This is a genomic window from Streptomyces sp. NRRL WC-3605 (genome assembly GCF_001509795.1).
Taxonomy (GTDB): domain Bacteria; phylum Actinomycetota; class Actinomycetes; order Streptomycetales; family Streptomycetaceae; genus Streptomyces; species Streptomyces viridochromogenes.
Genome location: NZ_LLZN01000038.1, coordinates 102,550 through 128,387, shown reverse-complemented (window position 1 = coordinate 128,387; position 25,838 = coordinate 102,550). Strand labels below are relative to the sequence as shown.

The 25,838-nt window shown below is 73.1% G+C and carries 20 protein-coding genes; 9 read left to right on the top strand and 11 right to left on the bottom strand.

What is annotated here, in order from left to right; all coding sequences use genetic code 11:
* Positions 1–57: 57 nt before the first annotated feature.
* On the bottom strand, positions 58–582 hold the full coding sequence (locus ADL34_RS07335) for a YwqJ-related putative deaminase (RefSeq protein ID WP_062739778.1): 525 nt from the start codon (positions 580–582) through the stop codon (positions 58–60).
* 308 nt (positions 583–890) lie between these two features.
* On the opposite strand from ADL34_RS07335, the gene ADL34_RS07330 reads away from it, so the two are divergent.
* The 3 genes from ADL34_RS07330 to ADL34_RS07320 all read left to right on the top strand — a co-directional run bounded on the left by ADL34_RS07330 (position 891) and on the right by ADL34_RS07320 (position 5,695).
* Positions 891–1,916 (top strand): SMI1/KNR4 family protein, encoded by a 1,026-nt coding sequence (locus ADL34_RS07330; RefSeq protein WP_079033993.1) that lies wholly within the window; start codon positions 891–893, stop codon positions 1,914–1,916.
* A gap of 8 nt (positions 1,917–1,924) precedes the next feature.
* A complete protein-coding gene (locus ADL34_RS07325; protein WP_062664649.1) occupies positions 1,925–4,543 on the top strand; it encodes an SUKH-4 family immunity protein in 2,619 nt (872 codons plus the stop codon).
* A 264-nt stretch (positions 4,544–4,807) separates the two neighbouring features.
* The gene (locus ADL34_RS07320; RefSeq protein WP_062664647.1) at positions 4,808–5,695 is read left to right on the top strand and encodes a cellulose-binding protein; all 888 of its coding nucleotides are present in this window, start codon (positions 4,808–4,810) and stop codon (positions 5,693–5,695) included.
* Positions 5,696–5,741: 46 nt separating this feature from the next.
* Here ADL34_RS07320 and ADL34_RS07315 read toward each other — a convergent pair whose 3' ends face one another.
* The 7 genes from ADL34_RS07315 to ADL34_RS07285 all read right to left on the bottom strand — a co-directional run bounded on the left by ADL34_RS07315 (position 5,742) and on the right by ADL34_RS07285 (position 11,515).
* Complete coding sequence (locus ADL34_RS07315; protein WP_062664645.1) at positions 5,742–7,352, bottom strand: cation acetate symporter; 1,611 nt, start codon at positions 7,350–7,352, stop codon at positions 5,742–5,744.
* Positions 7,349–7,810 (bottom strand): DUF485 domain-containing protein, encoded by a 462-nt coding sequence (locus ADL34_RS07310; RefSeq protein WP_062664636.1) that lies wholly within the window; start codon positions 7,808–7,810, stop codon positions 7,349–7,351. The genes ADL34_RS07315 and ADL34_RS07310 overlap by 4 nt, the downstream gene beginning before the upstream one ends.
* A 197-nt stretch (positions 7,811–8,007) precedes the next feature.
* On the bottom strand, positions 8,008–9,096 hold the full coding sequence (locus tag ADL34_RS07305; protein WP_062664634.1) for a sensor histidine kinase: 1,089 nt from the start codon (positions 9,094–9,096) through the stop codon (positions 8,008–8,010).
* Positions 9,089–9,766: a response regulator transcription factor gene (locus ADL34_RS07300; RefSeq protein WP_062664632.1), complete on the bottom strand. Its 678-nt coding sequence runs from the start codon at positions 9,764–9,766 to the stop codon at positions 9,089–9,091. The genes ADL34_RS07305 and ADL34_RS07300 overlap by 8 nt, the downstream gene beginning before the upstream one ends.
* Positions 9,767–9,775: 9 nt before the next feature.
* Positions 9,776–10,438 (bottom strand): VanZ family protein, encoded by a 663-nt coding sequence (locus ADL34_RS07295; RefSeq protein WP_062664630.1) that lies wholly within the window; start codon positions 10,436–10,438, stop codon positions 9,776–9,778.
* A complete protein-coding gene (locus tag ADL34_RS07290) occupies positions 10,435–10,704 on the bottom strand; it encodes a DUF397 domain-containing protein (protein ID WP_062664628.1) in 270 nt (89 codons plus the stop codon). The genes ADL34_RS07295 and ADL34_RS07290 overlap by 4 nt, the downstream gene beginning before the upstream one ends.
* Positions 10,676–11,515: a helix-turn-helix domain-containing protein gene (locus ADL34_RS07285; RefSeq protein WP_062664627.1), complete on the bottom strand. Its 840-nt coding sequence runs from the start codon at positions 11,513–11,515 to the stop codon at positions 10,676–10,678. Before ADL34_RS07285 ends, ADL34_RS07290 begins: the two co-directional genes overlap by 29 nt.
* Before the next feature lie 401 nt (positions 11,516–11,916).
* On the opposite strand from ADL34_RS07285, the gene ADL34_RS07280 reads away from it, so the two are divergent.
* Positions 11,917–13,071, top strand: coding sequence for an alpha/beta hydrolase family protein (locus ADL34_RS07280; RefSeq protein ID WP_062664625.1), 1,155 nt, complete (start codon positions 11,917–11,919; stop codon positions 13,069–13,071).
* Here the strand turns inward: ADL34_RS07280 and ADL34_RS07275 are convergent.
* Positions 13,052–14,560 (bottom strand): MFS transporter, encoded by a 1,509-nt coding sequence (locus ADL34_RS07275; protein ID WP_062664623.1) that lies wholly within the window; start codon positions 14,558–14,560, stop codon positions 13,052–13,054. The genes ADL34_RS07280 and ADL34_RS07275 overlap by 20 nt on opposite strands.
* A 391-nt stretch (positions 14,561–14,951) precedes the next feature.
* On the opposite strand from ADL34_RS07275, the gene ADL34_RS07270 reads away from it, so the two are divergent.
* Complete coding sequence (locus tag ADL34_RS07270; protein WP_062664621.1) at positions 14,952–15,740, top strand: ABC transporter ATP-binding protein; 789 nt, start codon at positions 14,952–14,954, stop codon at positions 15,738–15,740.
* The gene (locus ADL34_RS07265; protein WP_062664619.1) at positions 15,737–18,307 is read left to right on the top strand and encodes an ABC transporter permease; all 2,571 of its coding nucleotides are present in this window, start codon (positions 15,737–15,739) and stop codon (positions 18,305–18,307) included. The genes ADL34_RS07270 and ADL34_RS07265 overlap by 4 nt, the downstream gene beginning before the upstream one ends.
* A gap of 79 nt (positions 18,308–18,386) precedes the next feature.
* On the opposite strand, the gene ADL34_RS07260 is transcribed toward ADL34_RS07265, so the two are convergent.
* A complete protein-coding gene (locus tag ADL34_RS07260; protein ID WP_062664617.1) occupies positions 18,387–19,838 on the bottom strand; it encodes a DUF2079 domain-containing protein in 1,452 nt (483 codons plus the stop codon).
* A 192-nt stretch (positions 19,839–20,030) separates the two neighbouring features.
* On the opposite strand from ADL34_RS07260, the gene mfd reads away from it, so the two are divergent.
* Positions 20,031–23,561, top strand: coding sequence for a transcription-repair coupling factor (mfd, locus tag ADL34_RS07255; RefSeq protein ID WP_062664615.1), 3,531 nt, complete (start codon positions 20,031–20,033; stop codon positions 23,559–23,561).
* A 136-nt stretch (positions 23,562–23,697) separates the two neighbouring features.
* Here the strand turns inward: mfd and ADL34_RS07250 are convergent, their stop codons facing one another.
* Complete coding sequence (locus ADL34_RS07250) at positions 23,698–23,883, bottom strand: Rv0909 family putative TA system antitoxin (RefSeq protein WP_062664613.1); 186 nt, start codon at positions 23,881–23,883, stop codon at positions 23,698–23,700.
* 194 nt (positions 23,884–24,077) lie between these two features.
* Between ADL34_RS07250 and ADL34_RS07245 the strand changes: the two genes are divergently transcribed.
* The gene (locus ADL34_RS07245; protein WP_062664611.1) at positions 24,078–24,848 is read left to right on the top strand and encodes an HNH endonuclease family protein; all 771 of its coding nucleotides are present in this window, start codon (positions 24,078–24,080) and stop codon (positions 24,846–24,848) included.
* A gap of 56 nt (positions 24,849–24,904) precedes the next feature.
* Entirely contained in the window at positions 24,905–25,648 is a 744-nt protein-coding gene (locus ADL34_RS07240) for an N-acetyltransferase (RefSeq protein ID WP_199835531.1), read from the top strand.
* The last annotated feature ends 190 nt before the right edge of the window (positions 25,649–25,838 follow it).

The following is a 25,838-nucleotide window of genomic DNA, read 5'->3' as shown; positions in this document are numbered from 1 at the left end:
GGTGGGGGGTGGGGGTCCGGGGGCGCGCGGCGGCGTGCGGTGGGGCGGGTGGGGGGTTCAGTCGGCGGGCGGGGTGGGGTCGACGATGCGGACGCCGAAGTGGGCGCTGAGGGCGGTGCAGGCGCGGCAGGGGGTGACGAAGCTGCCGTGCAGGGGGTCGCCGTCCTCGCGGATGCGGCGGGGGGTGAGTTTTGCTTTTTTGAGTGCTTTGCGGGCTTCGCCGTTGGTCATGGGTTTGCGGGCGGCGCGTTTGCTGCGGGCGGTGTCGGCGGCGGTGATGTGTCTGGAGATGAGGATCGTCTCGGCGCAGCGCCCCGTGAAGCGGTCGCGTTCGTTGCTGGTGAGGGTGTCGAGGAAGTCCTGGACGAGGTGGTGCAGGGCGGGGGGATGGTCGCCGCGGGCGGCGGTGCCGGTGAGGGTGGCGCCGCGGACGGAGAGGGCGGCGGCGACGGTGGGGAGTATGCCGTCGCGGCGGTGGAGGAGGGCGGGCGCGTGCGGGGTGCCGTCGGCGCTCCAGCCGATACGGGGGTCGCCGGACCTGCCTGAGTGCGGGTCTGTCTGTGTCGCGTTCATCGTCATCATCCCCTCCTGAGCATCCCCCGTGCATGCTCTCGGACGTCACAGAGTGCCAAATGCCGTGGCGGGTGCGGAAGCTGGGGCGATGCGACACGCCCGTGTCGGGGCGGGCTGTCACGGTGGGGTGACGCCTTGTCACGGTGGTGACGGGGGGTGTCACCTGTGCCGGTGACCGTTGTCGCCGTACCGCATAGGCTGTCGCCACCGCTTTCCATGCGGTGACGCGTGGACGCAGACGAGTCAGTCGATTCGGGGCGTTGTGACCGTGTGTGGTCATGGCGGGCCGGGTCAGAACGCCGCAGGGGGCTACCGCCATGACGACAGGTCGGCTCGGGCTGGGGGATCCTCCCGGCCGCCAGGCCGGGGGACACGCCGCGCCGCCGAACGCGGCCTACGCCGGGCAGGTCGTGCATTTCCCGGATCCGGTGCGGGCGGCCCGGCACCCCAGAGGGGTGCTGGTGGACGAGCGGGGTTACCCGGATTTCTCCCCGTACGCCCGGGCGGCGGCGGAGATCGCGGAGCCTCCGGAGGGCTTCGGCGTCGACGAGTTGCGGCTGACGGACTACGTGTCGGCGAACGCGGCGCTGGCCGCGTCGGGGCACGCGCTGTGGGACACGGTGCCGGCGGTGGCCACACCGCACGGCTGGACGTGGCATCACGTGGTCGGGTCGCGGCGGCTGGAGCTGGTTCCGGTCGAGGTGAAGGCGCTGTTGCGCCATCACGGCGGTATCGCCACGTCGGGCGTGGACCAGGTGAAGCGCGGGACGCGGCCGTTGCAGGAGACGCGTCCGGCGCACTTCCGGCTGCCGAAGTCGGGTGTGGCCGTGACGGAGGCGCAGGCGCAGGGCGTCGAGGAGGACCTCGGGTACCGGCTGCCGGGCGCGTACCGGTCGTTCCTGAAGGCGGCGGGCGGCTGTGCCCCGGTGGGGACCGCGCTGGACGCGGAGTTGGGGCTGCTGATCGACCAGCCGTTCTTCACGGTGCGGGACGAGGCGGCGGTCAACGACCTGGTCTATGCGAACAAGTGCCTGCGGGACCACCTCACCAAGGACTACCTGTGTGTGGGGTTCGTGCAGGGCGGGCTGCTGGCCGTGAAGGTGAAGGGCGAGCGGCTGGGCTCGGTGTGGTTCTCGGCGTACGACGACGCGCGGGACGTGGACCCGTCGTGGTCGGTGGCCGAGCGGGTGGAGCGGCTGCTGCTGCCGTGCGGTGAGGACTTCGACGTGTTCCTGTCCCGGTTGGCGGGTTCTCCGCCGGAGCTGGAGACGGTGGCGAATCTGATGGTGGACGGTGGGTTCGCGCGTGCGGTGCCTGTCGAGGCCGCGGCTGCGGGGGAGTGAGCTTCGCGATGGTGACGTTCGCGCAGGCGCAGGAGCGCGCCGAGGAGTGGATCAACGGCGATGTGCCGTCGTACCAGCACCGTGAGGTGCGGGTCCGGGAGTTCGGGCTGGGCTTCGTGGTCTGGGGCGAGGACCGTGCGGACGGTCCGCGCTCGGACGGCGGTGGGCAGCGGCTGGTGATCGCCCGGGACAGCGGGGAGGCCACGCTGTGGCCGTCGCTGCCGGTGGGTGAGGTGATCCGCCGTTACGAGGAGGAGTACGGCCGGGACGACGCGGTCGCGGAGCCGGCGCCGGCTCCCGCGGCGCGGGTGGACCTGAACCAGACGTCGTTCCTGCTGACGCCGCCGGAGTGGCTGCAGGAGGCGGCGGACCGGATGGGTGTGCCGGACCGCCGGCAGCCCGCGGACGAGGAGCCGCGCGACGCGGTGCCGGCGTCCCCGGAGCCCGTGTCCGCCGGGCCCTCCTCTTCCGAGCCTGAGCCCGTGTCCGCCGGGCCCGTGGCGGACGAGCCGCGGGACGCGGTGCCCGAGGGGGCGACTCCGTGGGCCGGCACGGACACCAACGCCGACCCCGGCGAGGACCGTTCGGTGCCGCTGCCGGAGACGGTGTTCGCCCCGCCGCTGAGCGGTGACGACACGGCCACACCGCCGGACGCCGAGACGGCGCTGATCGCCGGGGGCAGCGGGCTGCCGCGCACCGCGATCGAGCCCGCGGTGGACGGCCCGGACACGCCGGGTGCGCCGTCGTACGGGTATCCGCAGGGCGCGGCCGTGCCGCCGCCTCCGCCCGCGCCGCCGTCGTACGGCCATCCGCAGCAGCCGGGTGCGCCGGGGCGGCCGGCGCCGGGTGCGGAGGACATCGCGGACGCGGCGACGAGCAAGGCGCCGCCGCGCGGGCCGGGTGCCCCGACGCCGCCCCAGCCGCCGGGTACGCCGGGTGCTCCGGGCGCGCCGGCCGGCGGGTACGTGCCGACGCAGCTGGTGTCGTCGCTCGGTTCCGGCGGGCCGGAGGGAGCGTCCGGGCCGGGGGTTCCGCCGCCGCCGGGTGCTCCCGGTGCCCCTGGTGTGCCGAGTCCTCCCGGCGCGCCCGGCGCTCCGGGTGTGCCGGCTCCGCCCGGTGCTCCGGGCGCCCCCGGTACGCCCCCGGGTGGGGTGCACCATGCCGCCACCGTGCTGGCCGACCCCGGTCGGCCGGGCGGCCCGCCGCAGCCTCCGGCGCCGCCCGGCACCCCGGGTGCCCCGCAGCCGTCCGGTCCGCCGGCCCCGCCCGGTGCCCCGGGCGCCCCCGGCATGCCCGGCGCCCCGAAGCCTCCGGGTGCTCCCGGTGCTCCCGGTGCTCCCGGTGTCCCGGGCGGTGACGCCGGGGCCGTGCATCACGCGGAGACCGTGCTGTCCGCCCCGCCCGTCGGAGGTCCCGGCGTGCCTCCGCCGCCGCCCGCCCCGGGCGCTCCCGGCACCCCGCCCGCGCCGCACGGGCACCCCGGGCACCCCGGACACCCTGGACCCACGGGGCCGGTCGGCCCGCCCGGACCGGTCGGGCCTCCCGGGCCCGGTGTGCCGCCGGGTGCCCCTCAGCCGCCCATGCCTCCCGGTGGCATGGCGCCGTCCCCGGGGCAGCCGCCGGCGTACGGCTATCCGCAGCAGCCGGTGGGGCAGCCGACCGTCGGACCCGGCTACCAGGCCGTCCTGCGGTACCGCGCCCAGGACGGTTCGGAGCAGCAGCTGATCCGGCGTTCGGCGCCGGGCACGCCGCACCCGGAGTGGCAGATCTTCCACGAGCTGCGCGCCATGAACGTGCCGCCGGACCAGGTGCTGGAGCTGCACACCGAGCTGGAGTCGTGCGAGCTGCCGGGCGCGTACTGCGCGCGGATGATCCGGGAGCAGTGGCCGCAGGCGCGGATCACGTCGATCGCGCCGTACGGCACGGACCACGCGAGCCGTCAGCAGGGCATGGGCCAGCTGCTCGCCCACCAGGGCGAGTTGCACCAGGTGGCGGACGGCCCGGCGCGGCCGGCGCCGGTGCGGGCGCCGCTGCCGCAGGTGCAGCCGGTGCCGCCGATCCCCCCGGAGGGGGTGGCGCAGGAGCTCGCGGGCGCGTTCGGGCCGGGGATCTTCCGGTTCGAGCAGGCCGCGGTGTCCCGGCAGGGTGTGCCGCCGATCGTGGCCCACAGCCTGGTCGTGGGCGGTCTGCCGCTGGACATGGGCCCGTTCTTCTGGGCGCAGGCCCAGCCGGGGCGGCCGGTGCCGACGCTGGCGGAGCTGGCGCAGGAGCGCGGCGTGCAGCCGGCGTCGGACTCGGGGTCGTACCTGGTGATGGGCAGCGACTTCGGCAAGGCGCTGTGCGTGCAGTACGGGACGGCGCACATCGTGGCGGTGCCGGTGGAGGCCGGTCCGGGCGGTGCGCCCGTGCCGCCGCAGTTCGTGAACACGGGGCTGCCCGAGTTCCAGCGGTGCCTCGCGCTGCTGGGCCGGATGTGGCGGCTGCGGTTCGGTCTGAACCAGGAGCAGGCGGGCCGCTGGACCGTCGACTTCCAGGCGCAGCTGGCCGCGCTGGACCCGGCGGCGCTGGGTTCGCCGGAGAGCTGGTGGTCGGTCCTGCTGGAACAGATGTGGGACGGACTGCTCTGACCTCGCACGGGCGTTCGCCCGGTCGTGGGGTGCGTGTGACGTGATGTCACCCGGCTGCCGCCGAGGGCGGGCGGGTGCGGTGAGGGGCCGATCCCCGGTGGTGAGACCGGGATCGGCCCCTTTCGTGTGCGCTGTCCGCCCGCCTCCGCGCCCGCCGCCCGCTCCCGTACGCGGAGTGTCGCGTTATGCCCACTTACGCCTGATACTTCAAGATGTGCGCTAAATCATCATTTTCCTGTCCGTTCGGTGGAGAGGGGTTCCGAGATGAGTGGCGCACCGGTCCCGCTGTACGACTTCGTGGTCGTACGAGGGCGCGGCTACCGTCCCGACCAGGTCGACGCGTTCGTCGACGCCCTCTCCCGCGACCGTGACACCGCCTGGGAGCGGGCCGCCCGGCTCACCGTGCTCGCCCGGGAGATGGAGGCGGAGGCGGAGCGGCTGAAGGAGGAGGTGGCCCGGCTCGGCCCGCAGACGTACGAGACGCTCGGCGACCGGGCGCGGCGGATCTTCGAGCTGGTCGAGCAGGAGGCCGCGGCCGTGCGGGGGGAGGCGCGGCGGGAGGCGCGGCGCCTGATGGACGAGGCGCAGTCCTGGGCGGACGAGGTGCGGGAGGCGGCCCGGACGCACGCCGAGGCGGTGACCACCGAGGCGGATACGTTCGCGGAGGAGCGGCTGCTGGCGGCCCGGACCGAGGCGGACGAGATCCGGGTGACGGCCCGCCGCGAGGTGCGGCAGGAACGCAAGGGCGCGCTGGGCGCGTTGCGGGAGGCGCGGCAGCGCACGGTGGGGAAGCTCGCCGAGCAGGCGGAGCGGAACGACACGGTGTGGGTCCGCGTCGAGCGGGAGGCCGAGGAGCGGCGGGCGGCGCAGGAGGCGGCGGAGCAGGAGCGGCAGGCGCGCGCGGAGGCCTCGCTGGCCGAGGCGACGGAGGTGTTCGCGGACGCGGAGGCGTCGGCGCGCCGGCTCCAGGAGGAGGCGCGTTCCCACGCCGAGGAGCTGGTGGCGGCGGCCCGCAGACGGGCCGAGGAGATCGCCCTGGAGACGGAGCGGGTGCTGCGTGAGCACAGCGACGCCTGGGACGAGGTGCGCGCCCACATCGGGCAGATGCGCAACAGCCTGACGGCCCTGACCGGGCAGGCCGCGCTGGAGTGAGGGCCCGCCGCCGGCGTACCGGCGGCGGGTCCTCGGCCGTGCGCGGTCAGTTGCCCCGGCGGACGGCTCCGGCGAGGATCCAGCCTTCGACGGCCTCGTACTGGCGTCGCTGGTCGTCGGACTTCCCCCGGCCCGGAAGGACCGTCCCCAGGTAGCCGAGGAGGAACCCGGCGGGAATGGACACCAGGCCCGGTGTGGTGAACGGGAACCAGTTGAAGTCGGACTCGGGGAACGCCGCGACGGGCGAGCCCGAGACCAGGTTGGTGCCCGGCATCAGCAGCAGGACGACGACGGTGCCGCCGATCAGGGTCCACAGCAGTCCCGTGCGGGTGTACCGGCGCCAGAAGAGGCTGTAGACGAGCGCGGGGGCGATCGCGGAGGCGCCCAGGGTGAACGACAGCGTCACCAGGGGCTGCAGGCTGCGGTGCTGGACCATCGTCGCCAGCAGGATCGCCGGGGCGCCGACGGCCAGGGCCGACATCCGGGCCACCGTCATCTCCCGGCGGGTGGTCAGCCCCCGGGACCGTACGGCGAACACGTCGTGCGCCAGGGAGTTGGCGCAGGCGAGGATCATGCCGGCCACCGAGGCGAGCACCGTCAGGAAGATCGCCGTGGTGACCGTCGTGAACAGCAGGGTCTCGGCGTAGGAGATGTCGGCGCCGAAGGCGGCCCGGGAGCCCAGCAGGAAGGCGGTGTTGCCCTGCGGGTCGGCCCCGGCGATCACCTCGCGGCCGATCAGCGCGGTCGCGCCGAACCCGACGACGGTGATCACCAGCACGAACAGGGCGACGCTGGACACCGCCCAGGACATCGACCGCCGGACCTGGCGGGCCCCGGTCGCGGTGTACATGCGCATGGTGATGTGCGGCAGGACGCCACCGCCGAGGACGACGGCGAGCTGCGCGGTGATCATGTCGATCCGCGGGTACGGGCTGCCCGCGAACTGCAGCCCGGAGTTGAGGAACGACGAGCCGACGCCGCTCTGCGCGGCGGCCGCGTCGAACAGCGCGCCCGGGTCCCAGTCGAAGCGGTGCAGGATGAGCAGGGCCACGACGGAGCCCGAGCCGAGCAGCATGAGGAGCTTGAGGATCTGGATGAGGGCGGTGCCCTTCATGCCGCCGATCGCCGCGTAGCTGATCATCAGCACGCCCAGGCCGATGATGCAGCCGGTCTTCATGGAGTCGCTGGAGAAGCCCAGGATGAACGCCAGCAGCTGGCCGGTCCCGGCGAGCTGCACCAGCATCAGCGGCAGCAGCGCGGCCAGGGTCACCGCGCACGCGGCGATCCGTACGGCCCGGCCGGGCATCCGGCGGGCGAGGGCGTCGCCCATGGTGAACCGGCCCGCGTTGCGCAGGGGTTCGGCCAGAAGGAACATCAGCAGCATGAGTGACAGGGCCGTGCTCAGGGCGAGCACGATGCCGTCGTAGCCGCACAGCGCGACCACGCCGGTGGTGCCGAGGACGGTGGCGGCGCTGATGTAGTCGCCGCCGATCGCGAGGCCGTTGCGCAGCGGCGACAGGGAGCTGTAGCCGGTGTAGAACTCGTCGAGGTCGTCCCCGTCGGGGCCGGTCATCACGCACAGCAGCAGCGTGATGGTGGCCACCGCGCAGAAGGCGACCAGGGACATCGCCTGGGCGTCTCCGCCGAAGTCGGTCATCGTCCGGCCCCCCTCTGCCCGGCGGCGTCCCGCTTGGCGTCGATCTCGGCCTGCCGGCGGATACGGTCGGCGACCGGGTCGAGGTAGCGGCGGGCGGTGTACTCGTACAGGGCGATCGCCAGCCAGGTGACCGGCAGTTGGAGCAGCGCGAGCAGCAGTCCGGCGGGCAGGCCCGCGGCGACCTCGTCGCCCATGAAGCCGGGGGCGAAGGCGGAAAGGATCAGGAACAGCAGGAAGTAGCCGAGGGCGGTGAGGGTCGCCACCCGGCGCTGGAGGCGGTAGGCGGTGCGCAGGACCCGCAGGTCGCTGTGGTGCCCGAGCGGCGGGTGGTCGGGGGTGCGGTGAGGCGGCGGCTCGGGGGGTTCGGGCGGGAAGGCCGCCTGCCACGGGTAGGTGGCGTGGGGCGGTGGCGGCGGGTGCGACCCGTGGGGTGGGTACGGCTCATACGGGGAGGACATCCCGGTACTCCTTGCGTGGCTCGGGTCCGGTGCGGCGGACCGCAGGGAGGTGGGGGGCGGGCGAGCCACGCACGTTACTTCGGAGTACGGGTGAGCGCGAGGGTTTCGACAAACTGATCGGTCGGTATATGGGATCGCTATCAAGCCGTGTCTGACCAGCGGTGTTACCGGCGTTAACTCAGACTTTTGCGCTCCTGTCAGCCGGCTGTCCCCGCGCCCGGCAGCAGCACAGTGACCCGCAGACCGCCTCCTGGACGGGGGACGAGGTCCAGGCTCCCGCCGTGCGCGCGGACGACGCTGTGCACGATGGTCAGACCCAGGCCGGCGCCCGCGTGCTCGTCGGTATGGACGCGTTCCGTGCCGCGCCGGAACGGCTCGGTCAGCGTCGGCACCAGGCCGGGCGGCAGCGGCGAGCCGGTGTTCTCCACCCGCAGCTCGCCCAGATCCCCCCGTGTCCCGGTCCACACGGTGACGGTGCCGCCCTCGGGACGGTTGTGCACGACGGCGTTCTGGACGAGGTTCGTCACCATCCGCAGCAGCAGCTCCGCCGAGCCGCCGACCGGGGCGGCCCCGCCCGTGACCTCCAGCGTGATCCCGCGTTCCTCGGCCCGGGGGAGCAGCGTCTCGGCGGCCTCCTCCGCGAGCAGGGACAGGTCGACCGTCTCCCGGGCGAAGTTGCCCCGGTCGCTGCGGCCGAGCAGCAGCAGGGCCTCCGTCAGGTCGATCGCGCGGGTGTTGACGGCCTGGAGGCGGGCGAACACCTCGTCGTGGTCGCCGTCCGGGTCCCGGCGGGCGACGTCGAGCAGGGCCTGTGAGATGGCCAGCGGGGTGCGCAGCTCGTGCGAGGCGTTCGCGGCGAACCGCTGCTGCTCGGCCACGTGCGACTCCAGCCGCTCCAGCATGCCGTCGAAGGCGTCGGCCAGTTCCCGGAACTCGTCCTGGCGGCCCTCCATACGGATGCGGTGCGACAGCGATCCGCTCCCGGCCGTCCGCGCCGCGGCCGTGATCCGGGTCAGCGGCGCCAGCATCCGCCCGGCGAGGACCCACCCGCCCGCGAGGCCGACCACCAGCAGCACGCCCATCGTCACGGCCGCCGCCCGCCCGAAGATCCGCGACAGCAGATACCGGTTGGGCGAGACGCCCAGCAGGCCCTGCGAGTTGTCCGGCACGTACCGGAGCAGGAACACCCACACCACGGCCAGCAGGACCGCCCCGGTGACGAGGACGACCCCGGCATAGCTGAGGGTGAGCTTCAGCCGGGTGCTCGGCCCGGGACGCCTAGGCACCCGTGTCCCCGCCGGTGTCGATGCGGTAGCCGACCCCCGGGACCGTCGCGATGACCCACGGCTCGCCCAGCCGTTTGCGCAGAGCGGAGACGGTGATGCGGACCGCGTTGGTGAACGGGTCGGCGTTCTCGTCCCAGGCCCGCTCCAGCAGTTCCTCGGCGCTCACGACGCCGCCCTCGGCGGACACCAGCACCTCCAGCACCGCGAACTGCTTGCGGGTCAGCGCCACATGACGTCCGTCGCGGAACACCTCCCGGCGGAACGGGTCCAGGCGCAGGCCCGCGATCTCCCGCACCGGAGGCCGGGCGTGCGCGCGCCTGCGGTCGAGCGCCCTCAGCCGCAGGACCAGTTCCCGCAGGTCGAACGGCTTGGTGAGGTAGTCGTCCGCGCCCAGCTCGAACCCGGACGCCTTGTCGTCGATCCGGTCGGCGGCGGTCAGCATGAGGATCGGGATGCCACTGCCGGACGCCACGATGTGCCGGGCGACCTCGTCGCCGGACGGGCCGGGGACGTCACGGTCGAGGACCGCGATGTCGTAGGAGTGGACGCTCAGCAGCTCCAGGGCCGTGTCGCCGTCACCGGCGATGTCGGCCGCGATCGCCTCCAGCCGCAGGCCGTCCCGGACGGCCTCGGCCAGATACGGCTCGTCCTCCACGATCAGTACGCGCATGTCCGCAGCCTAGGCAGCGGTCTGTACCGCCGGTGTATGCGAGGACGGCCGCGCCGCGTCGCGCCACCAGCGGCGTGACGCCAGCGCGGCGAGCGCGGCACCGGCCGCGTTCACCAGGACGTCGTCCACCGACGACACGCGGTCCAGGCGCAGCACGTACTGCGCCGTCTCGACCACGACCGAGCAGGCCGCCCCGAGCGCCAGCACCCGCGGCACGGACGCCAGGGCCGCGAAGCGCATCGGGGCGAAGAAGCCGAGGGCCGCGAAGACGAGCAGATTGCCGGTGATCCCGAGCGCGCCCATCGTGGCCAGGTCCCGCAGCGGTACGAGGCTGACCCGGCCGGGGACCAGGCCCGCCGCCGCGCCGGGCATGAGGACCAGCCAGACGAACGGCACCGTGCCGTGCACCATGCCGACCTCGGCCAGCGAGAGCCGCCACGCCGCCGGGACCCCGCGGGCGCGCCTGCGCCACGCGAGGGACCCGGCGACGAGGACGGCCAGCGGCACCGTGACCAGGGTCATCAGCACGACGCCGTTGAACGTGTCGAGGCAGCCGTGCCACCGCCCGGCCGTGCACGCCGGCGCGGACATCATCAGAGGCCGCCACAGGAGGAACAGGACGGCCGCCACGCCGAGCAGGGCCGTGCCGAGAAGGGAGAGCTTGCGGGTCATGCCTCCATGACAGAGGCCGGACCGTTGCGTCGGCGTACGCGGTTCTCGATACGCCCGCGATACACGCCGCCGACGAAGGCGGTCCAGGCGGACGCGGAGAAGACGAGCGCCGGGCCGCTGGGGAGTTTGCTGTCCCGGACGGGGACGGAGGGGTGTGCCGTGTCGGCGACCTCCAGGCAGTTGCCGCCGCTCTCGCCGCTGTAGCTCGACCTGCGCCAGCCGGTCAGTGCCGATGCGTCAGGGATGCTGGTCTCGATCCGCTTCATGCCGGTAATCCTCCGCGACCGACCTGAGCAACGCCAGGGACATGCGGTGGGACAGTGCGTCCCCCAGCGCGTGGTCGTAGACGTCCTCCAACTCGCGGACCGTCCCGGGAAGTTCCCAGATGCGGCCGGACTTCAGCCCTTCCACGTAGGCGACGGAGGGCAGTTCGTCGAACCACATGAGCTTGACCGGCCCCTCCAGCAGGGCGTGCGCCCCTGCCGTGAACGGGAGAATGTGCACTCGGATACGGCGGTTCTCCCCCAGCGCGAGGACGTGACAGAGCTGGTCGCACATCACGCGCGGGCCACCGATGGCCTGGCGCAGCACCGCCTCACCGAGCAGCAGGGTCACCTTCGGTGAGTCGAAGTCGTCCAGGATGCGGCTGCGTTCCAGCCGGGTGGCCAGGAGTGTGTCCCGCTTCTCGTCACTCTTTGCGGGGTGCCCCGAACCGAGCACCTCGCGGGCGTAGCCGGGCGTCTGGAGGAAGCCCGGCACCAACGTGCTCGCGTACTCCTTGATGGCGACAGCCTGCCGCTCCAGCTCCGCGGCCTGCGCGAAGTGTTCGGCCACCTTGCGGCCGTCCAGAGCGGGCAGGAAGTTCTCGAAGAAGCCGTCCGTACCCAGCACTTGGTCCAGTCGCCGGGCGTCCTCGGCATCCGGTCTGCGGCGACCGCCCTCGATGTGCGCGATATGCGTCCGCGACATCACCGCCCGCTGGCTCAGCTCCTCCTGCGTCAGTCCCGCCGCCTCCCGGCGCCGTTTCAGCTCCGCCCCGTACTGCTCGCGCGAACGCGGATTGTCCTCGATGGCCACCCCGGCGACTCCCCTCCGTGCGGACTCCGTTGTCACACTGAGCCACCTTCCGAGCGTACCCACGGTGACGTCACCGTGTGTCGGAGACGGCACACAAAGTGAAAGGTGACGACGTGGAACAGGCTGAGCAGGAGAAAGACCCGTTCGAGGAGGTGCCCGGGCCCGCCCTCACGCTGCGTGTGTCCCGGGACGGCGGACGGACGTGGGGACCGAGGGTGACGTACCAGCCGTCGCGCAAGGACACGCCCTTCGACCTCGCGGGCCGCTTCCCGCCCTGCCGGTGCCCCCGCTGTGTCCGACCCGGGTAGGACACGGGCACGGCCTGCGGTCCCACGGGGCACTCCTGAGTCACGACCCTGTGGGGACGCCCGGCCGGGGGTGCCCGGCATAGCGTCCACCGCATGATCCGATCACGCCTGTTACCGGCGGCGGCCGTCGCGCTCGTCCTCGGCCCCGCCCTGACCCTGCCGGCCGCCGCGGCGGGCCCGGCCGCACCGGCCGTGTCCGCCGCGCACTCCGCGTCGGCCCAACTCCCGCGCCCGACCGGCCCGTACGCCGTCGGCCGCGACACCCTCCACCTCGTGGACACCGGCCGCCCGGACCCGTGGGTGCCCTCCGCCGGATCACGGCAGCTGATGGTGTCCCTGTCCTACCCGGCCCGCCGGCGCACGGGCGGGCCCACGGCGCCGTACATGACGCTCGACGAGGCCCGGTACCTGATCCGGCTGCGGGCTCCCGGGGCCACCGTCCCGCCGGAGGTCATCAGCGGCGTACGGACCTGGGCGCACACCGGGGCGCGCCCCGCGCCCGGCAGGTTCCCGCTCGTCGTGCTCTCGCCCGGGTTCTCCTTCCCGCGCTCCACGCTCACCGGTCTCGCCGACGACCTGGCCAGTCGCGGGTACGTCGTCGCGCTGGTCGACCACCCGTACGAGAACGCCGGTACGACGCTGCCGGACGGGCGGACCCTGCCGTGCGTCCTGTGCGAGGAGCCTCCGGAGGGCGGGATGCGAGCCGTCGCCGAGAGCCGGGCCGTGGACGTCTCCCTCGTGCTCGACCGGCTCACCGGGGCGCGCCCCGCGTGGCGGCACGCGCGCATGATCGACGCCCGGCGGATCGGCATGGGCGGGCACTCCATCGGCGGGGACGCGGCCGCCGCCACGATGGCCGCCGACGCGCGGGTGCGGGCCGGCGTGAACATGGACGGCACCTTCTTCGCACCGGTGCCCGCCGGCGGCCTCGACGGGCGGCCCTTCCTGATGTTCGGGGCCACGGACCGTACGGCGGACCGGACCTGGGACGACGCCTGGGCGGGCCTGGACGGCTGGAAGCGGTGGCTGACCGTCACCGGCGCGGACCACGGCTCGTTCACCGACGTGCCGCTGCTCGGGGAGCTGGCCGGCATCCCCGACACCGCCGCACTCCCCTACGCGCGCGGGCAGCACCTCACGCGCGCGTACGTCGCCGCCTTCTTCGACCGGCACCTCAAGGGCGTGCCGCGCCCCCTGCTCGACGGGCCGTCACCGGCGCACCCGGAGGTCATCGTGCGTCGTCCGTGAGCACCGGGAACGTCCTCGGCGCCACGAACAGCAGCACCAGGAAGGCCAGCGCCGCCGCGCAGGACGCGCCCAGGTACACGGCGTGCACCGCGTCGGCGATGGCCCTCCTGGTGGCCTCCGGGGCGGTGCCGCCGGAGTCCAGGGCACGGGTCACCGCGTCCAGGTCGCCCGCCCCGCCGAGGCGTGCCGCGAGGACGCCGTTGGCCACCGCGCCGAACAGGGCGGCACCGACCGTCTGGCCCGTCTGCCGGCAGAACAGCACCGACGCGGTCGCCGTGCCGCGCTCCGACCAGCCCACGGTCGCCTGCACGCCCACGATCAGCGGGAGTTGGAACAGGCCGAGGGCCGCGCCGAGCAGCAGCATCAGCAGGACCGGCTGCCAGACCGAGCCGGGGTAGGGCAGGAACGGGAACGCGAGCAGGATCAGCGCGGCCGCTCCGATGCCCAGCAGGGCCGTGTCGCGGAAGCCGATCCTGCGGTACACGTGCTGGCTGAGCGCCGCCGACAGCGGCCAGCTCAACGTCCATACGGACAGCACGAATCCGGCGGCCACGGGGGCCAGGCCGAGCACCGACTGGGCGTAGGTGGGCAGGAAGACGGACGGTGCCACCATCAGCAGGCCGAGGGCGCCCAGCGCCAGGTTGACCGCAGCGATGGTGCGGCGCCGCCACACCCAGCCGGGAATGACCGGCTGGGCCGCCCGGCGCTCCACCACGACGACCACCGCGACGAGCGCGAGGCCGGTGCCGAACAGCGCGAGCGACGGGGCGGACAGCCACGGCCAGGCCACCCCGCCCTGCACGAGCGCGGTCAGCAGCACGCCCCCGCAGGCGAACACCGCGAGCGCGCCCGCCCAGTCGACCCGGGCGCGCGTCCCGGGGGCCGGGCGGCGCGGCTCGTGCAGATGGCGTACGACCAGCCACAGCGCGACCGCCCCGACGGGCAGGTTGACCAGGAAGATCCAGCGCCAGTCCGCGTACGCCGCGAGGACGCCGCCGAGGCCCGGTCCCGCGACCGCCGACACCGCCCACACCGTGGACAACCGGGCCTGGATGCGCGGGCGTTCCTCCAGCGGGTACAGATCGGCGGCGAGCGTCTGCACCGTGCCCTGGAGGGCGCCGCCGCCCAGCCCCTGCACGACGCGGAACGCGATGAGCGCGCCCATGTTCCAGGCCGCCGCGCACAGCAGCGACCCCAGCAGGAACAGCGCGGCGCCGGCGACGAGCACCGGTTTGCGGCCGAAGACGTCGGAGAGCTTGCCGTACACCGGCAGGGACACGGTGACGGCGAGCAGATAGCCGGAGAACAGCCAGGAGAAGACGGAGAAGCCGCCGAGGTCGCCGACGATCTGGGGGACGGCCGTGGAGACGATCGTCGCGTCCAGGGCGGCCAGCGCCATCGTGAGCATCAGGGCGGCGACGACCGCCCCGCGCCGGTCCGTCCCGGTGTGCCGTGCGCCGTCGCGCAGCGCGTCCTTCGTGCCGCCCACCGGGGTCCCCTCCGTATGTGTTCCCTGTACATCCATCCGCCGGGGACAGCTTCCCACTTGATCCTCACGCGGCGGGAGGGTGGAGGCTGAGTGGGCCGAAGGGCGCAGCGACCCTGACGCGGGGTCCACCTCAGGGGGGAGAGCCCCTAGGGGTACCTCCGTACCAGGTCTCGGGGAGGGTTGGTACCGGCGGAGGACGAGACGGCGGGGGCCGCGTCCTTAACCTGGCTTTACGCCGCCGGGGGGTGGCTGACCGAACCGCCGGGGGTGGGGTTTTCCCCCGCAGAAGACGGGGCCGGGCACCAGCGCGCCGGACCCCCTCCCGACACGAGACTGAACGCCGTGACGAGATGGCGTCACGCGCCTGCCGAACCGACTTAGGAGACATACCGTGACATCGGCTGTGACCATTCCCAGGCACGGGGGTACTGGAAGGCCCATGGCCGTTGCCGCGAGGGCGCGGCAGGTCGTGAAGGCGTACGGGTCGGGGGAGACCCGCGTCGTCGCCCTGGACCACGTGGACGTGGACATCGCCCGCGGGCAGTTCACCGCGATCATGGGCCCCTCGGGGTCCGGCAAGTCCACCCTGATGCACTGCCTCGCCGGGCTCGACACCGTCACCAGCGGGCAGATCTACCTGGACGAGACCGAGATCACCGGTCTGAAGGACAAGAAGCTCACCCAACTGCGGCGCGACCGCATCGGGTTCATCTTCCAGGCGTTCAACCTGCTGCCCACGCTGAACGCCCTGGAGAACATCACGCTCCCGATGGACATCGCCGGCCGCAAGCCCGACAAGGCGTGGCTGGGGCGGGTCGTGGACACCGTGGGCCTGTCCGATCGGCTCAAGCACCGGCCCACGCAGCTCTCCGGCGGCCAGCAGCAGCGTGTCGCGGTCGCCCGCGCCCTCGCCGCCCGGCCGGAGATCATCTTCGGTGACGAGCCCACCGGAAACCTGGACTCCCGCGCCGGCGCCGAGGTCCTGAGCTTCCTGCGCAGGTCCGTGGACGAGCTGGGGCAGACCATCGTGATGGTCACCCACGACCCGGTCGCCGCGTCCTACGCGGACCGGGTGCTGTACCTCGCAGACGGACGGATCGTCGACGAGATGTACAAGCCCACGGCCGAGGCCGTCCTCGACCGCATGAAGGACTTCGACGCCCGGGGGCGCACGTCATGACCGTCGTGAAGACCTCGCTGCGCAACTTCTTCGCGCACAAGGGCCGGATGGCGCTGTCCGCCGTGGCGGTGCTGCTGTCCGTGGCGTTCGTGTGCGGCACCCTCGTGTTCACCGACACGATGAACACCACCTTCGACAAGCTCTTCGCGGTCACCTCCTCCGACGTCAGCGTCAGCCCCAAGGACTCCGAGGACGAGGACGACGGCGCCGGCACCGGCCGGCCCGCCTCGCTCCCGGCGTCGGTCGTCGAGCAGGTCGCCTCGGTCGAGGGCGTCGAGAAGGCGGAGGGCGCGGTCACGTCGATGAGCGTGACCGTCGTGGACGCCGACAACAAGAACATGGGGTCGTCCACCGGGGCGCCCACCCTCGCCGGCAACTGGACCGAGAACGACCTGCGGTCCATGGAGATCACCTCCGGGCACGCCCCGCGCGGACCCACCGAGGTGATGGTCGACGCCGACACCGCCGACAAGCACGACCTGAAGCTCGGTGACGAACTGCGCACCATCGCCGCCACCGGCGACATCCGCGCGAAGATCGTCGGCATCGCCTCCTGGAAGGTGACCAACCCGGGCGCGGCCGTCGTCTACTTCGACACCGAGACCAGCCAGCGCGCCCTGCTCGGCGCCACCGGCCGGTTCACCCAGGTCTCCGTCACCGCCGAGGACGGCGTGAGCGACGCCCGGCTCAAGCAGGACGTGGCCCAGGCCCTGGACGGCTCGTACAAGATCCAGACGGCCAAGGAGAGCGCCGACGAGAACCGCAAGGACGTCGGCGAGTTCATGGACATCATCAAGTACGCCATGCTCGGCTTCGCCGGCATCGCGTTCCTGGTGGGCATCTTCCTGATCATCAACACCTTCTCGATGCTGGTCGCCCAGCGCACCCGTGAGATCGGCCTGATGCGGGCCATCGGCTCCTCGCGCCGCCAGGTCAACCGATCGGTGCTGGTGGAGGCGCTGCTGCTCGGCTTCGTCGGCTCCGTCCTCGGCGTCGGCGCGGGCGTCGGGATCGCCATCGGCCTGATGAAGCTGATGTCGATGGCCGGCATGAGCCTGTCCACCGACGACCTCACCGTGAAGACGACGACCCCCGTCGTCGGCCTCATCCTCGGTGTCGTCGTGACGGTGCTGGCCGCCTACCTGCCGGCCCGCCGCGCCGGGAAGGTCTCCCCGATGGCCGCCCTGCGCGACGCCGGCACCCCGGCCGACGGCCGGGCCGGCCGGGTGCGGGGCCTGATCGGCCTGGTGCTCACCGGCGGGGGCGCGGCCGCCCTGTACGCGGCGGCCACCGCCGACAAGGCCAGCGACGGCGCGCTGATGCTGGGCGGCGGCGTGGTGCTGTCCCTGATCGGGTTCGTCGTCATCGGCCCGCTCCTCGCGGGCGGTGTCGTCCGGGTGATCAGCGCGGTGCTGCTGCGGGCGTTCGGTCCCGTGGGCCGCATGGCCGAGCGCAATGCCCTGCGCAACCCGCGCCGCACCGGCGCCACCGGCGCCGCCCTGATGATCGGCCTCGCCCTGGTGGCCTGCCTGTCGGTGGTCGGCTCCTCGATGGTCGCCTCGGCGACGAGCGAGCTGGACAAGTCGGTCGGCGCGGACTTCATCGTGCTGAGCCAGCAGCAGCCGATCGTGCCGCAGGCGGAGAAGGCCATGGAGGACAGTCCCGGCCTCGCCCATGTCACCCACTACAAGAGCGTCGACGCCACCCTGACCTCGCCGGACGGCAAGACCGACGACTCCGGGGTCACGGCCGCCGACCCGACGTACGCCGAGGACCTGCGCCGTACGACGACGGAGGGCACCCTGTCCGCCGCCTACGGCAAGGACGCCATGTCGGTCGGCAGCGACTACGCGAAGAAGCACGGCGTGCACGTCGGCGACACGATCACCGTCGCCTTCAAGGGCGGTGAGACGGCGAAGCTGAAGGTCGCCGCGATCACCGACGACGACACCGCCATCGACCAGGGCGCCCGGTACCTGAGCATCGACACGCTCCGGTCGTACCTGCCGGCGGACCGCGTCCCGCAGAACGTGATCATGTTCGCCAAGGCGGAGGACGGCAAGCAGGACGCCGCGTACGCCGCCCTGAAGAAGGCGCTCGACCCGTACCCGCAGTACCAGGTCCGCGACCAGACCGACTACAAGGAGGAGCTGAAGGACCAGATCGGCCAGCTCCTGAACATGGTCTACGGCCTGCTGGCCCTGGCGATCATCGTGGCGGTCCTCGGTGTGGTGAACACCCTGGCCCTGTCGGTGGTCGAGCGGACCCGGGAGATCGGCCTGCTGCGCGCCATCGGCCTCTCCCGCCGGCAGCTCCGCCGCATGATCCGCATGGAGTCCGTGGTGATCGCCCTCTTCGGCGCCCTGCTGGGCCTCGGACTGGGCATGGGCTGGGGCGCGACCGCCCAGCGGCTGCTCGCCCTGGAGGGCCTGGACGTCCTCGACATCCCGTGGGCGACGATCGGCGGGGTGTTCGTCGGATCGGCCTTCGTGGGCCTGTTCGCCGCCCTCGTGCCGGCGTTCCGGGCGGGCCGGATGAACGTGCTCAACGCGATCGCGACCGAGTAGCCACCGCACACGGGGGTTGCGGGGGACGGGCCCGGCCCGGTCCGGAGGGGACACCCTCCCGGCCGGGCCGCCGCTCGTTTCACCGGCCCCGGCGCTCCAGCAGGACGACCCCGTAGGCCATGCCCTGGACGCTGTACCGGGCGCCGGGGTGCAGGGTGCGGGCGTACGCCTCGACGTCGCGGTAGCGCTTGCGGGAGTTGTCCAGGGCGATGTAGTCCGGGTCGACGCCCTGGGTGTTGCTGACCCAGAACACCCGGCAGCGCGAGGTGAGGCGGCTGATCGGGGCGATGTTGGCCTCTACGGAGGCGCCGTCCGGGACCTCGGCGAGCAGGCGCTCGATCGCGGTGACCCGCTCCGGCTTTCGGTAGATCTCGGCCTGGGTCACGGCGGCCAGCGGCAGCGAGGTCGTCAGCGCCAGGGAGGCGCCCGCGACGGCCGCCGGCAGGTGCTGGGCGTACGACCGCAGCCACGGGCGGGGGCTGTGCCGGGCGGTGTGCACGGCGTCGACGAGGGCGAGGGCGGCGACCGGCATCAGGACGGCGCTGTAGTGCCAGTCCGTCCCCCAGTACTGCGGGTAGGAGGAGACGAAGCGCCACCCGACGGTGGGCAGCGCCACGAGCAGCAGCGGGGAGCGCAGGGCGAGCAGCCCGGTCGTCGGTATCAGGATCCAGCCGAGCGTGCGGAGCTTGGTGTCCAGGCCGTCCAGCGGCCCCCCGCCGCCCGACTCGCCCACCTTGTTCCAGTAGTCGTAGGAGCCCGCCGAGTTGAACGCCGGTATCAGCACCAGCAGGGTCACGGCAACGGCCACGGCCCCGAACACGGCGACGCCGACCGCGTACCGGGCCGCGCGCGGGGAGACGCCGCGCGCCCGCCAGGCGACGACCACGGCGAGCGCGCTCAGCGTGAACCCCAGGTCCTCCTTCACGAGGACCAGCGGCAGCGCCCACAGCAGGGCGGCCCGCCAGCGCCGGGCCAGGACGGCCTCCAGCGCGAACGCGAGCAGCGGCACGGCGAAGCAGATCTCGTGGAAGTCGAAGTCGACGGCCTGCTGGATGCCCCAGGACAGCCCGTAGGAGACGCCGACCGCGAGCCCGCGCCCCCGGCCCAGCAGCCGGGCGGCGGCCCGGGCGACCGGGACGGCGGACAGCGCGAACAGCGCGGCCTGCGCGACGAGCAGGGTGACGGACGACGGGAACAGCCGGTACACCGGCGCGAGCAGCACGGTCACCGGGCTGAAGTGGTCGCCGAGGATGTTGAACCCCGGGCCCTTCAGATCGGCGACCGGCGCCTGGAGGTGCGCGTAGGAGCGTATGACCTGCTCGAAGATGCCGAGGTCCCACGAGCGCTGCCCCAGATGGCGGTACCGCCCGACCGACACGACGGCGTACCCGGCGAACAGCGCGAGGGCCAGCACCCAGGCGTCCCACCGCCCGCCCCCGGCCGGCACCGACCCCCCGGCACGCGGCTCGGCCCCCGGTATCGCAGGGTCCGGGGAGGCGTCCGGTGGCGCGGAGGCGGCTCGGGTGGGCATGAGGGGACTTTACGTGGAGGGGGCGGGGAACCGGGCGTGGGGCCGTGACGGGGCCGGGGAGCCGCGGGGGTGATCGTGGGTTGTCCACAGGCCCCGGCGTCCGTCCCCGGGGCGACGTACGCTGGAACACCCGGCCCGTCTCCCGTGTCGGGTCCTTCGCGTTGCCCATCCCTTTGGACGGAAAGCTCCTCCATGAGTCTGCACGGTCTGCTCGACGCCGTAGTCAAGGACGCCGCCCTGGCGGAAGCGATCGCGGCGGCCGCGGACGGCAACCGCATGCACGTCGACCTGGTCGGCCCCCCGGCGGCCCGCCCCTTCGCGATCGCGGCCCTCGCCCGCGAGACCGGCCGCCCCGTCCTCGCCGTCACGGCGACCGGCCGGGAGGCCGAGGACCTGGCGGCGGCGCTGCGCTCCCTGCTGCCCGAGCAGGGCGTCGTGGAGTACCCGTCCTGGGAGACCCTGCCGCACGAGCGCCTCAGCCCCCGCAGCGACACCGTGGGACGCCGCCTGGCCGTGCTGCGCCGGCTCGCCCACCCCCGTCCCGACGACCCGGAGACCGGCCCGGTGTCCGTGGTCGTGGCCCCCGTGCGCTCCGTCCTCCAGCCGCAGGTCAAGGGCCTCGGCGACCTGGAGCCGGTCGCCCTGCGCACCGGGCAGACCGCCGACCTGAACGCCGTGGTGGAGGCCCTCGCGGCAGCCGCGTACGCACGCGTGGAGCTCGTCGAGAAGCGCGGCGAGTTCGCCGTCCGCGGCGGCATCCTCGACGTCTTCCCGCCCACCGAGGAACACCCCCTGCGCGTCGAGTTCTGGGGCGACGACGTCGAGGAGATCCGCTACTTCAAGGTCGCCGACCAGCGCTCCCTGGAGGTCGCCGAACACGGCCTGTGGGCGCCGCCCTGCCGCGAGCTGCTGCTCACCGACGAGGTGCGCGAGCGGGCGCGGGTGCTCGCCGAGGAGCACCCCGAGCTGGGCGAACTGCTCGGCAAGATCGCCGAGGGCATCGCCGTCGAGGGCATGGAGTCCCTCGCGCCGGTCCTGGTCGACGACATGGAGCTGCTGCTCGACGTCCTGCCCAAGGGCTCCATGGCCGTCGTCGCCGACCCCGAGCGGGTCCGCACCCGCGCCGCCGACCTGGTGGCGACCTCGCAGGAGTTCCTGCAGGCGTCCTGGGCGGCCACCGCGGGCGGCGGCGAGGCCCCCATCGACGTCGACGCGGCCTCCCTGTGGTCCATCGCGGACGTCCGGGACCGGGCCCGCGAGCTGGACATGATGTGGTGGTCGGTGTCGCCGTTCGCCGCCGACGACGAGCTCGACGCGGACACCCTCAAGCTGGGCATGCGCGCCCCCGAGTCGTACCGCGGCGACACCGCCAAGGCGCTCGCCGACACCAAGGGCTGGCTCGCCGACGGCTGGCGCACGGTCTTCGTGACCGAGGGCCACGGCCCGGCGGCCCGCACCGTCGAGGTGCTCGGCGGCGAGGGCGTCCCGGCCCGCCTCACGATCGACCTGGAGGAGATCTCCCCGTCCGTCGTGCACGTCGCCTGCGGCTGCATCGACTACGGCTTCGTGGACCCCGCGCTCGGCCTGGCCGTCCTCACCGAGACCGACCTGACCGGGCAGAAGGCGGCCGGCCGCGAGGGCGCCCGGATGCCGGCCCGCCGCCGCAAGACCATCGACCCGCTCACCCTGGAGGCGGGCGACTACATCGTCCACGAGCAGCACGGCGTCGGCCGCTACATCGAGATGGTGCAGCGCACCGTGCAGGGCGCCACCCGCGAGTACCTGGTCGTGGAGTACGCCCCGGCCAAGCGCGGCCAGCCCGGCGACCGGCTGTACATCCCCACCGACCAGCTGGAGCAGATCACCAAGTACGTCGGCGGTGAGTCGCCCACCCTGCACCGGCTCGGCGGCGCCGACTGGACCAAGACCAAGGCGCGCGCCAAGAAGGCCGTCAAGGAGATCGCCGCCGACCTGATCAAGCTCTACAGCGCCCGCATGGCCGCGCCGGGACACGCCTTCGGCGGCGACACCCCCTGGCAGCGCGAGCTGGAGGACGCCTTCCCGTACGCCGAGACCCCGGACCAGCTGACGACGATCGCCGAGGTCAAGGAGGACATGGAGAAGTCGGTCCCGATGGACCGCCTGATCTGCGGCGACGTCGGCTACGGCAAGACCGAGATCGCGGTGCGGGCCGCCTTCAAGGCCGTCCAGGACGGCAAGCAGGTCGCCGTGCTCGTGCCGACGACCCTGCTCGTGCAGCAGCACTTCGGCACGTTCTCCGAGCGCTACTCGCAGTTCCCGGTGAACGTGCGCGCGCTGTCCCGTTTCCAGACCGACACCGAGGCGAAGGCGGTCCTGGAGGGGCTGCGCGACGGCTCGGTGGACATCGTCATCGGCACCCACCGGCTGTTCTCGTCCGAGACCAAGTTCAAGGACCTGGGCCTGGTCATCGTCGACGAGGAGCAGCGCTTCGGCGTCGAGCACAAGGAGCAGCTGAAGAAGCTCCGGGCGAACGTCGACGTCCTGACGATGTCCGCGACCCCGATCCCGCGGACCCTGGAGATGGCGGTCACCGGTATCCGCGAGATGTCCACGATCACCACCCCGCCGGAGGAGCGGCACCCGGTCCTCACCTTCGTCGGGCCGTACGAGGAGAAGCAGATCGGCGCGGCGATCCGCCGTGAGCTGCTGCGCGAGGGCCAGGTCTTCTACATCCACAACCGCGTCGAGTCGATCGACCGGGCCGCCGCCCGGCTCCGCGAGATCGTCCCGGAGGCCCGGATCGCGACGGCCCACGGCCAGATGTCGGAGCAGGCGCTGGAGCAGGTCGTCGTCGACTTCTGGGAGAAGAAGTTCGACGTGCTCGTCTCCACGACGATCGTCGAGTCCGGCATCGACATCTCCAACGCCAACACCCTGATCGTGGAGCGCGGCGACAACTTCGGCCTCTCGCAGCTGCACCAGCTGCGCGGCCGGGTCGGCCGCGGCCGCGAGCGGGGCTACGCGTACTTCCTGTACCCGCCGGAGAAGCCGCTCACGGAGACCGCGCACGAACGGCTGGCCACCATCGCCCAGCACACCGAGATGGGCGCGGGCATGTACGTGGCCATGAAGGACCTGGAGATCCGCGGCGCGGGCAATCTGCTGGGCGGCGAGCAGTCCGGGCACATCGCGGGCGTCGGCTTCGACCTGTACGTCCGCATGGTCGGCGAGGCGGTGGCCGACTACCGCGCCTCGCTGGAGGGCGGCGTCGAGGAGGAGCCGCCGCTGGAGGTCAAGATCGAGCTTCCGGTCGACGCGCACGTCCCGCACGACTACGCGCCGGGCGAGCGGCTGCGTCTGCAGGCCTACCGGGCCATCGCCTCCGCCAACTCGGAGGAGGACATCAAGGCCGTCCGCGAGGAACTCGTCGACCGCTACGGCAAGTTGCCCGAGCCCGTGGAGAACCTGCTGCTGGTGGCCGGGCTGCGGATGCTGGCCCGGGCGTGTGCGGTCGGCGAGGTCGTGCTGCAGGGCAACAACATCCGGTTCGCGCCGGTGGAGCTGCGCGAGTCGCAGGAGCTGCGGCTCAAGCGCCTCTACCCGGGCACGGTCATCAAGCCGTCGGTCCACCAGGTGCTGGTGCCGCGTCCGAAGACCGCGAAGGTGGGCGGAAAGCCGCTGGTCGGCCGGGAGTTGCTGGGCTGGGTCGGGGAGTTCCTGACCTCGGTCCTGGGGTCCTGACGGTGCTGGGGGCCTGACTCACCGGCCCCGACTCGCCGGCGGAACGGCGTCGCCGCCAGGCCCGGCACAGGGAGCCGTCCGCGGGACGTCGGTCCGCGCGGACGGCCTCTCTCGGGCTGGGCGTGGGTCTACGGCCTCACGGCTGGTCGGGCTTGTCACGGTCCATGCCGGCCTGGCGCTCCATGCGCTGCTGGGCGTCGTCGATCCGGCTCTCGTACTTGTTGCCCGTCTTCTCGTTGACCGTTCGCTCCGCGGTGTCGGACATGTCCCCGGCCTTGTCCTGCGCGTGGCGGTTGCTCTTGAACCTGTCGAAGATGCCCATCCAGAGCTCCTTCCCGAGTGACTCACGATCGACGATACGCCGGACTTGCGTGCTATGCGCACTTGGCCGGTTTCTGGTCTGGACCTCCCGGATGCCCCCGTGCGCCGGACGGATACCGTGTGCGCGACAGGGAACCGGGGAAGACACAGCGCTGACCGCGGTACACCGGGGCAGGCAAGGGGAGGGACGGCACCGTGAGGCGTCTGAGGGGTGGGGCGGCGGCCGCCGCCGCGGTGCTGGGCACGGCACTGCTGCTGGGAGGCTGCGAGAACGTCGAGCTGCCCGCACCGGACGGGACGTCCGGCGCCGGTCCGGCCGCCGGCTCCGGACGCGCGGCGAGCCCGCTGGACAACCCCGACGGCACCAGGCCGGGCCTCGCGCCCCTCACCTCGGACGCCGACCGGGCCGAGGCGCGGGCCCTCATCGAGAAGGTCGCCACCAAGGGCCGCGGCCCGAAGACCGGCTACGAACGGGACGCGTTCGGCTACGCCTGGATGGACTCGGCGCCCGGCGGCGTCCCGTTCTCCCGCAACGGCTGCGACACCCGCAACGACCTGCTCAAGCGCGACGGCCAGGACGTGCGCTTCCGCTCCGGCTCGAACTGCGTCGTGATGTCGATGACGCTGGACGACCCGTACACGGGCCGGACCATCGAGTGGGCCAAGTCCCGTGCCACGAGCGTGCAGATCGACCACGTCATGCCGCTGTCCTACGACTGGCAGATGGGCGCCTCGCGCTGGCCCAAGGGCAAGCGGCAGGACATCGCCAACGACCCGCTCAACCTGCTCCCGGTCGACGGTCCCGCCAACAGCTCCAAGGGCGACTCCGGCCCCGCCGCCTGGCTGCCTCCCAGCAAGGCGATCCGCTGCTCCTACGCGGTCCGCTTCGCCCAGGTCTCCCTCAAGTACGAACTGCCGGTCACCAAGGCCGACAAGGAGATCATGCTGCGCCAGTGCGGCGGCTGAACCGGCCCGCGGAAAAGGACTTGGCCGCCCTCGCCGGCCGCCCTACCGTGACCGGCATGGAGACGAAGGTGTGGAGCCTGGCCGAGCGGCCCGAGCGGGCCGGGGCGGTGCTGGCCATGGCGGACAGCTGGCCGGAGGTCGTCCTGCACGACCTCGTGGGGAACAGCCACTACGGCCGCATCCCCGCCGAGCTCCCCGAGTACGTGCTGTTCGCCGAGGACGAGCGGGGCGAGGTCGTCGCCCACGCGTTCAGCGTGCCGTTCGCGCTGCACGCCGAGGGACGCGGCACCCTGCCCGCCCGCGGCTGGGACCAGGTGCTGGCCTGGGCCTTCGCCGACCTGCGCAACGGCACCCGGCCCGACACGGTCAGCGCCATCTCCGTCGTCGTCGCCCCGCACGTCCAGGGCGGCGGCCTGTCCGCCCGGATGCTCGGCGCGATGCGGGACAACGCCCGCGCGCACGGCTTCACCGAGGTCGTCGCGCCGGTCCGGCCCAGCGCCAAGCACCTCGAACCGCACACCCCCGTCGAGGAGTACGTCCGCCGTGTGCGCCCCGACGGGCTCCCGCACGACCCGTGGATGCGGGTCCACGTCCGCGCCGGAGCCACCGTCGACTCCGTCGCCCCGGCCTCGATGACCGTCGTCGGCTCGCTGGAGATGTGGCGCGGCTGGACCGGGCTGCCCTTCGACACCGCGGGGGACGTCGAGGTGGACGGGGCGCTGGTGCCGGTGCGCTGCGAGCCCGAGAGGGACCTGGCGGTGTACGTCGAACCCAACGTGTGGATGCGCCACCCGCTCTGAGGACGGAGCGGAAGCCCGGCCTCCGCCACCTGCGGCGCCGTACGAGGTGATCGGCACGACAACGATCCGGTACAACCGTGACCGGACCTCGGTGTCGGCCTATACGCTCGAAGCGGCCGTCGCGCGACCGAGGTTGCCCCGAGCGTGCGGGACCGGCCGGGTCCGTCCACCTCGTCAGGCATCAGGAGCA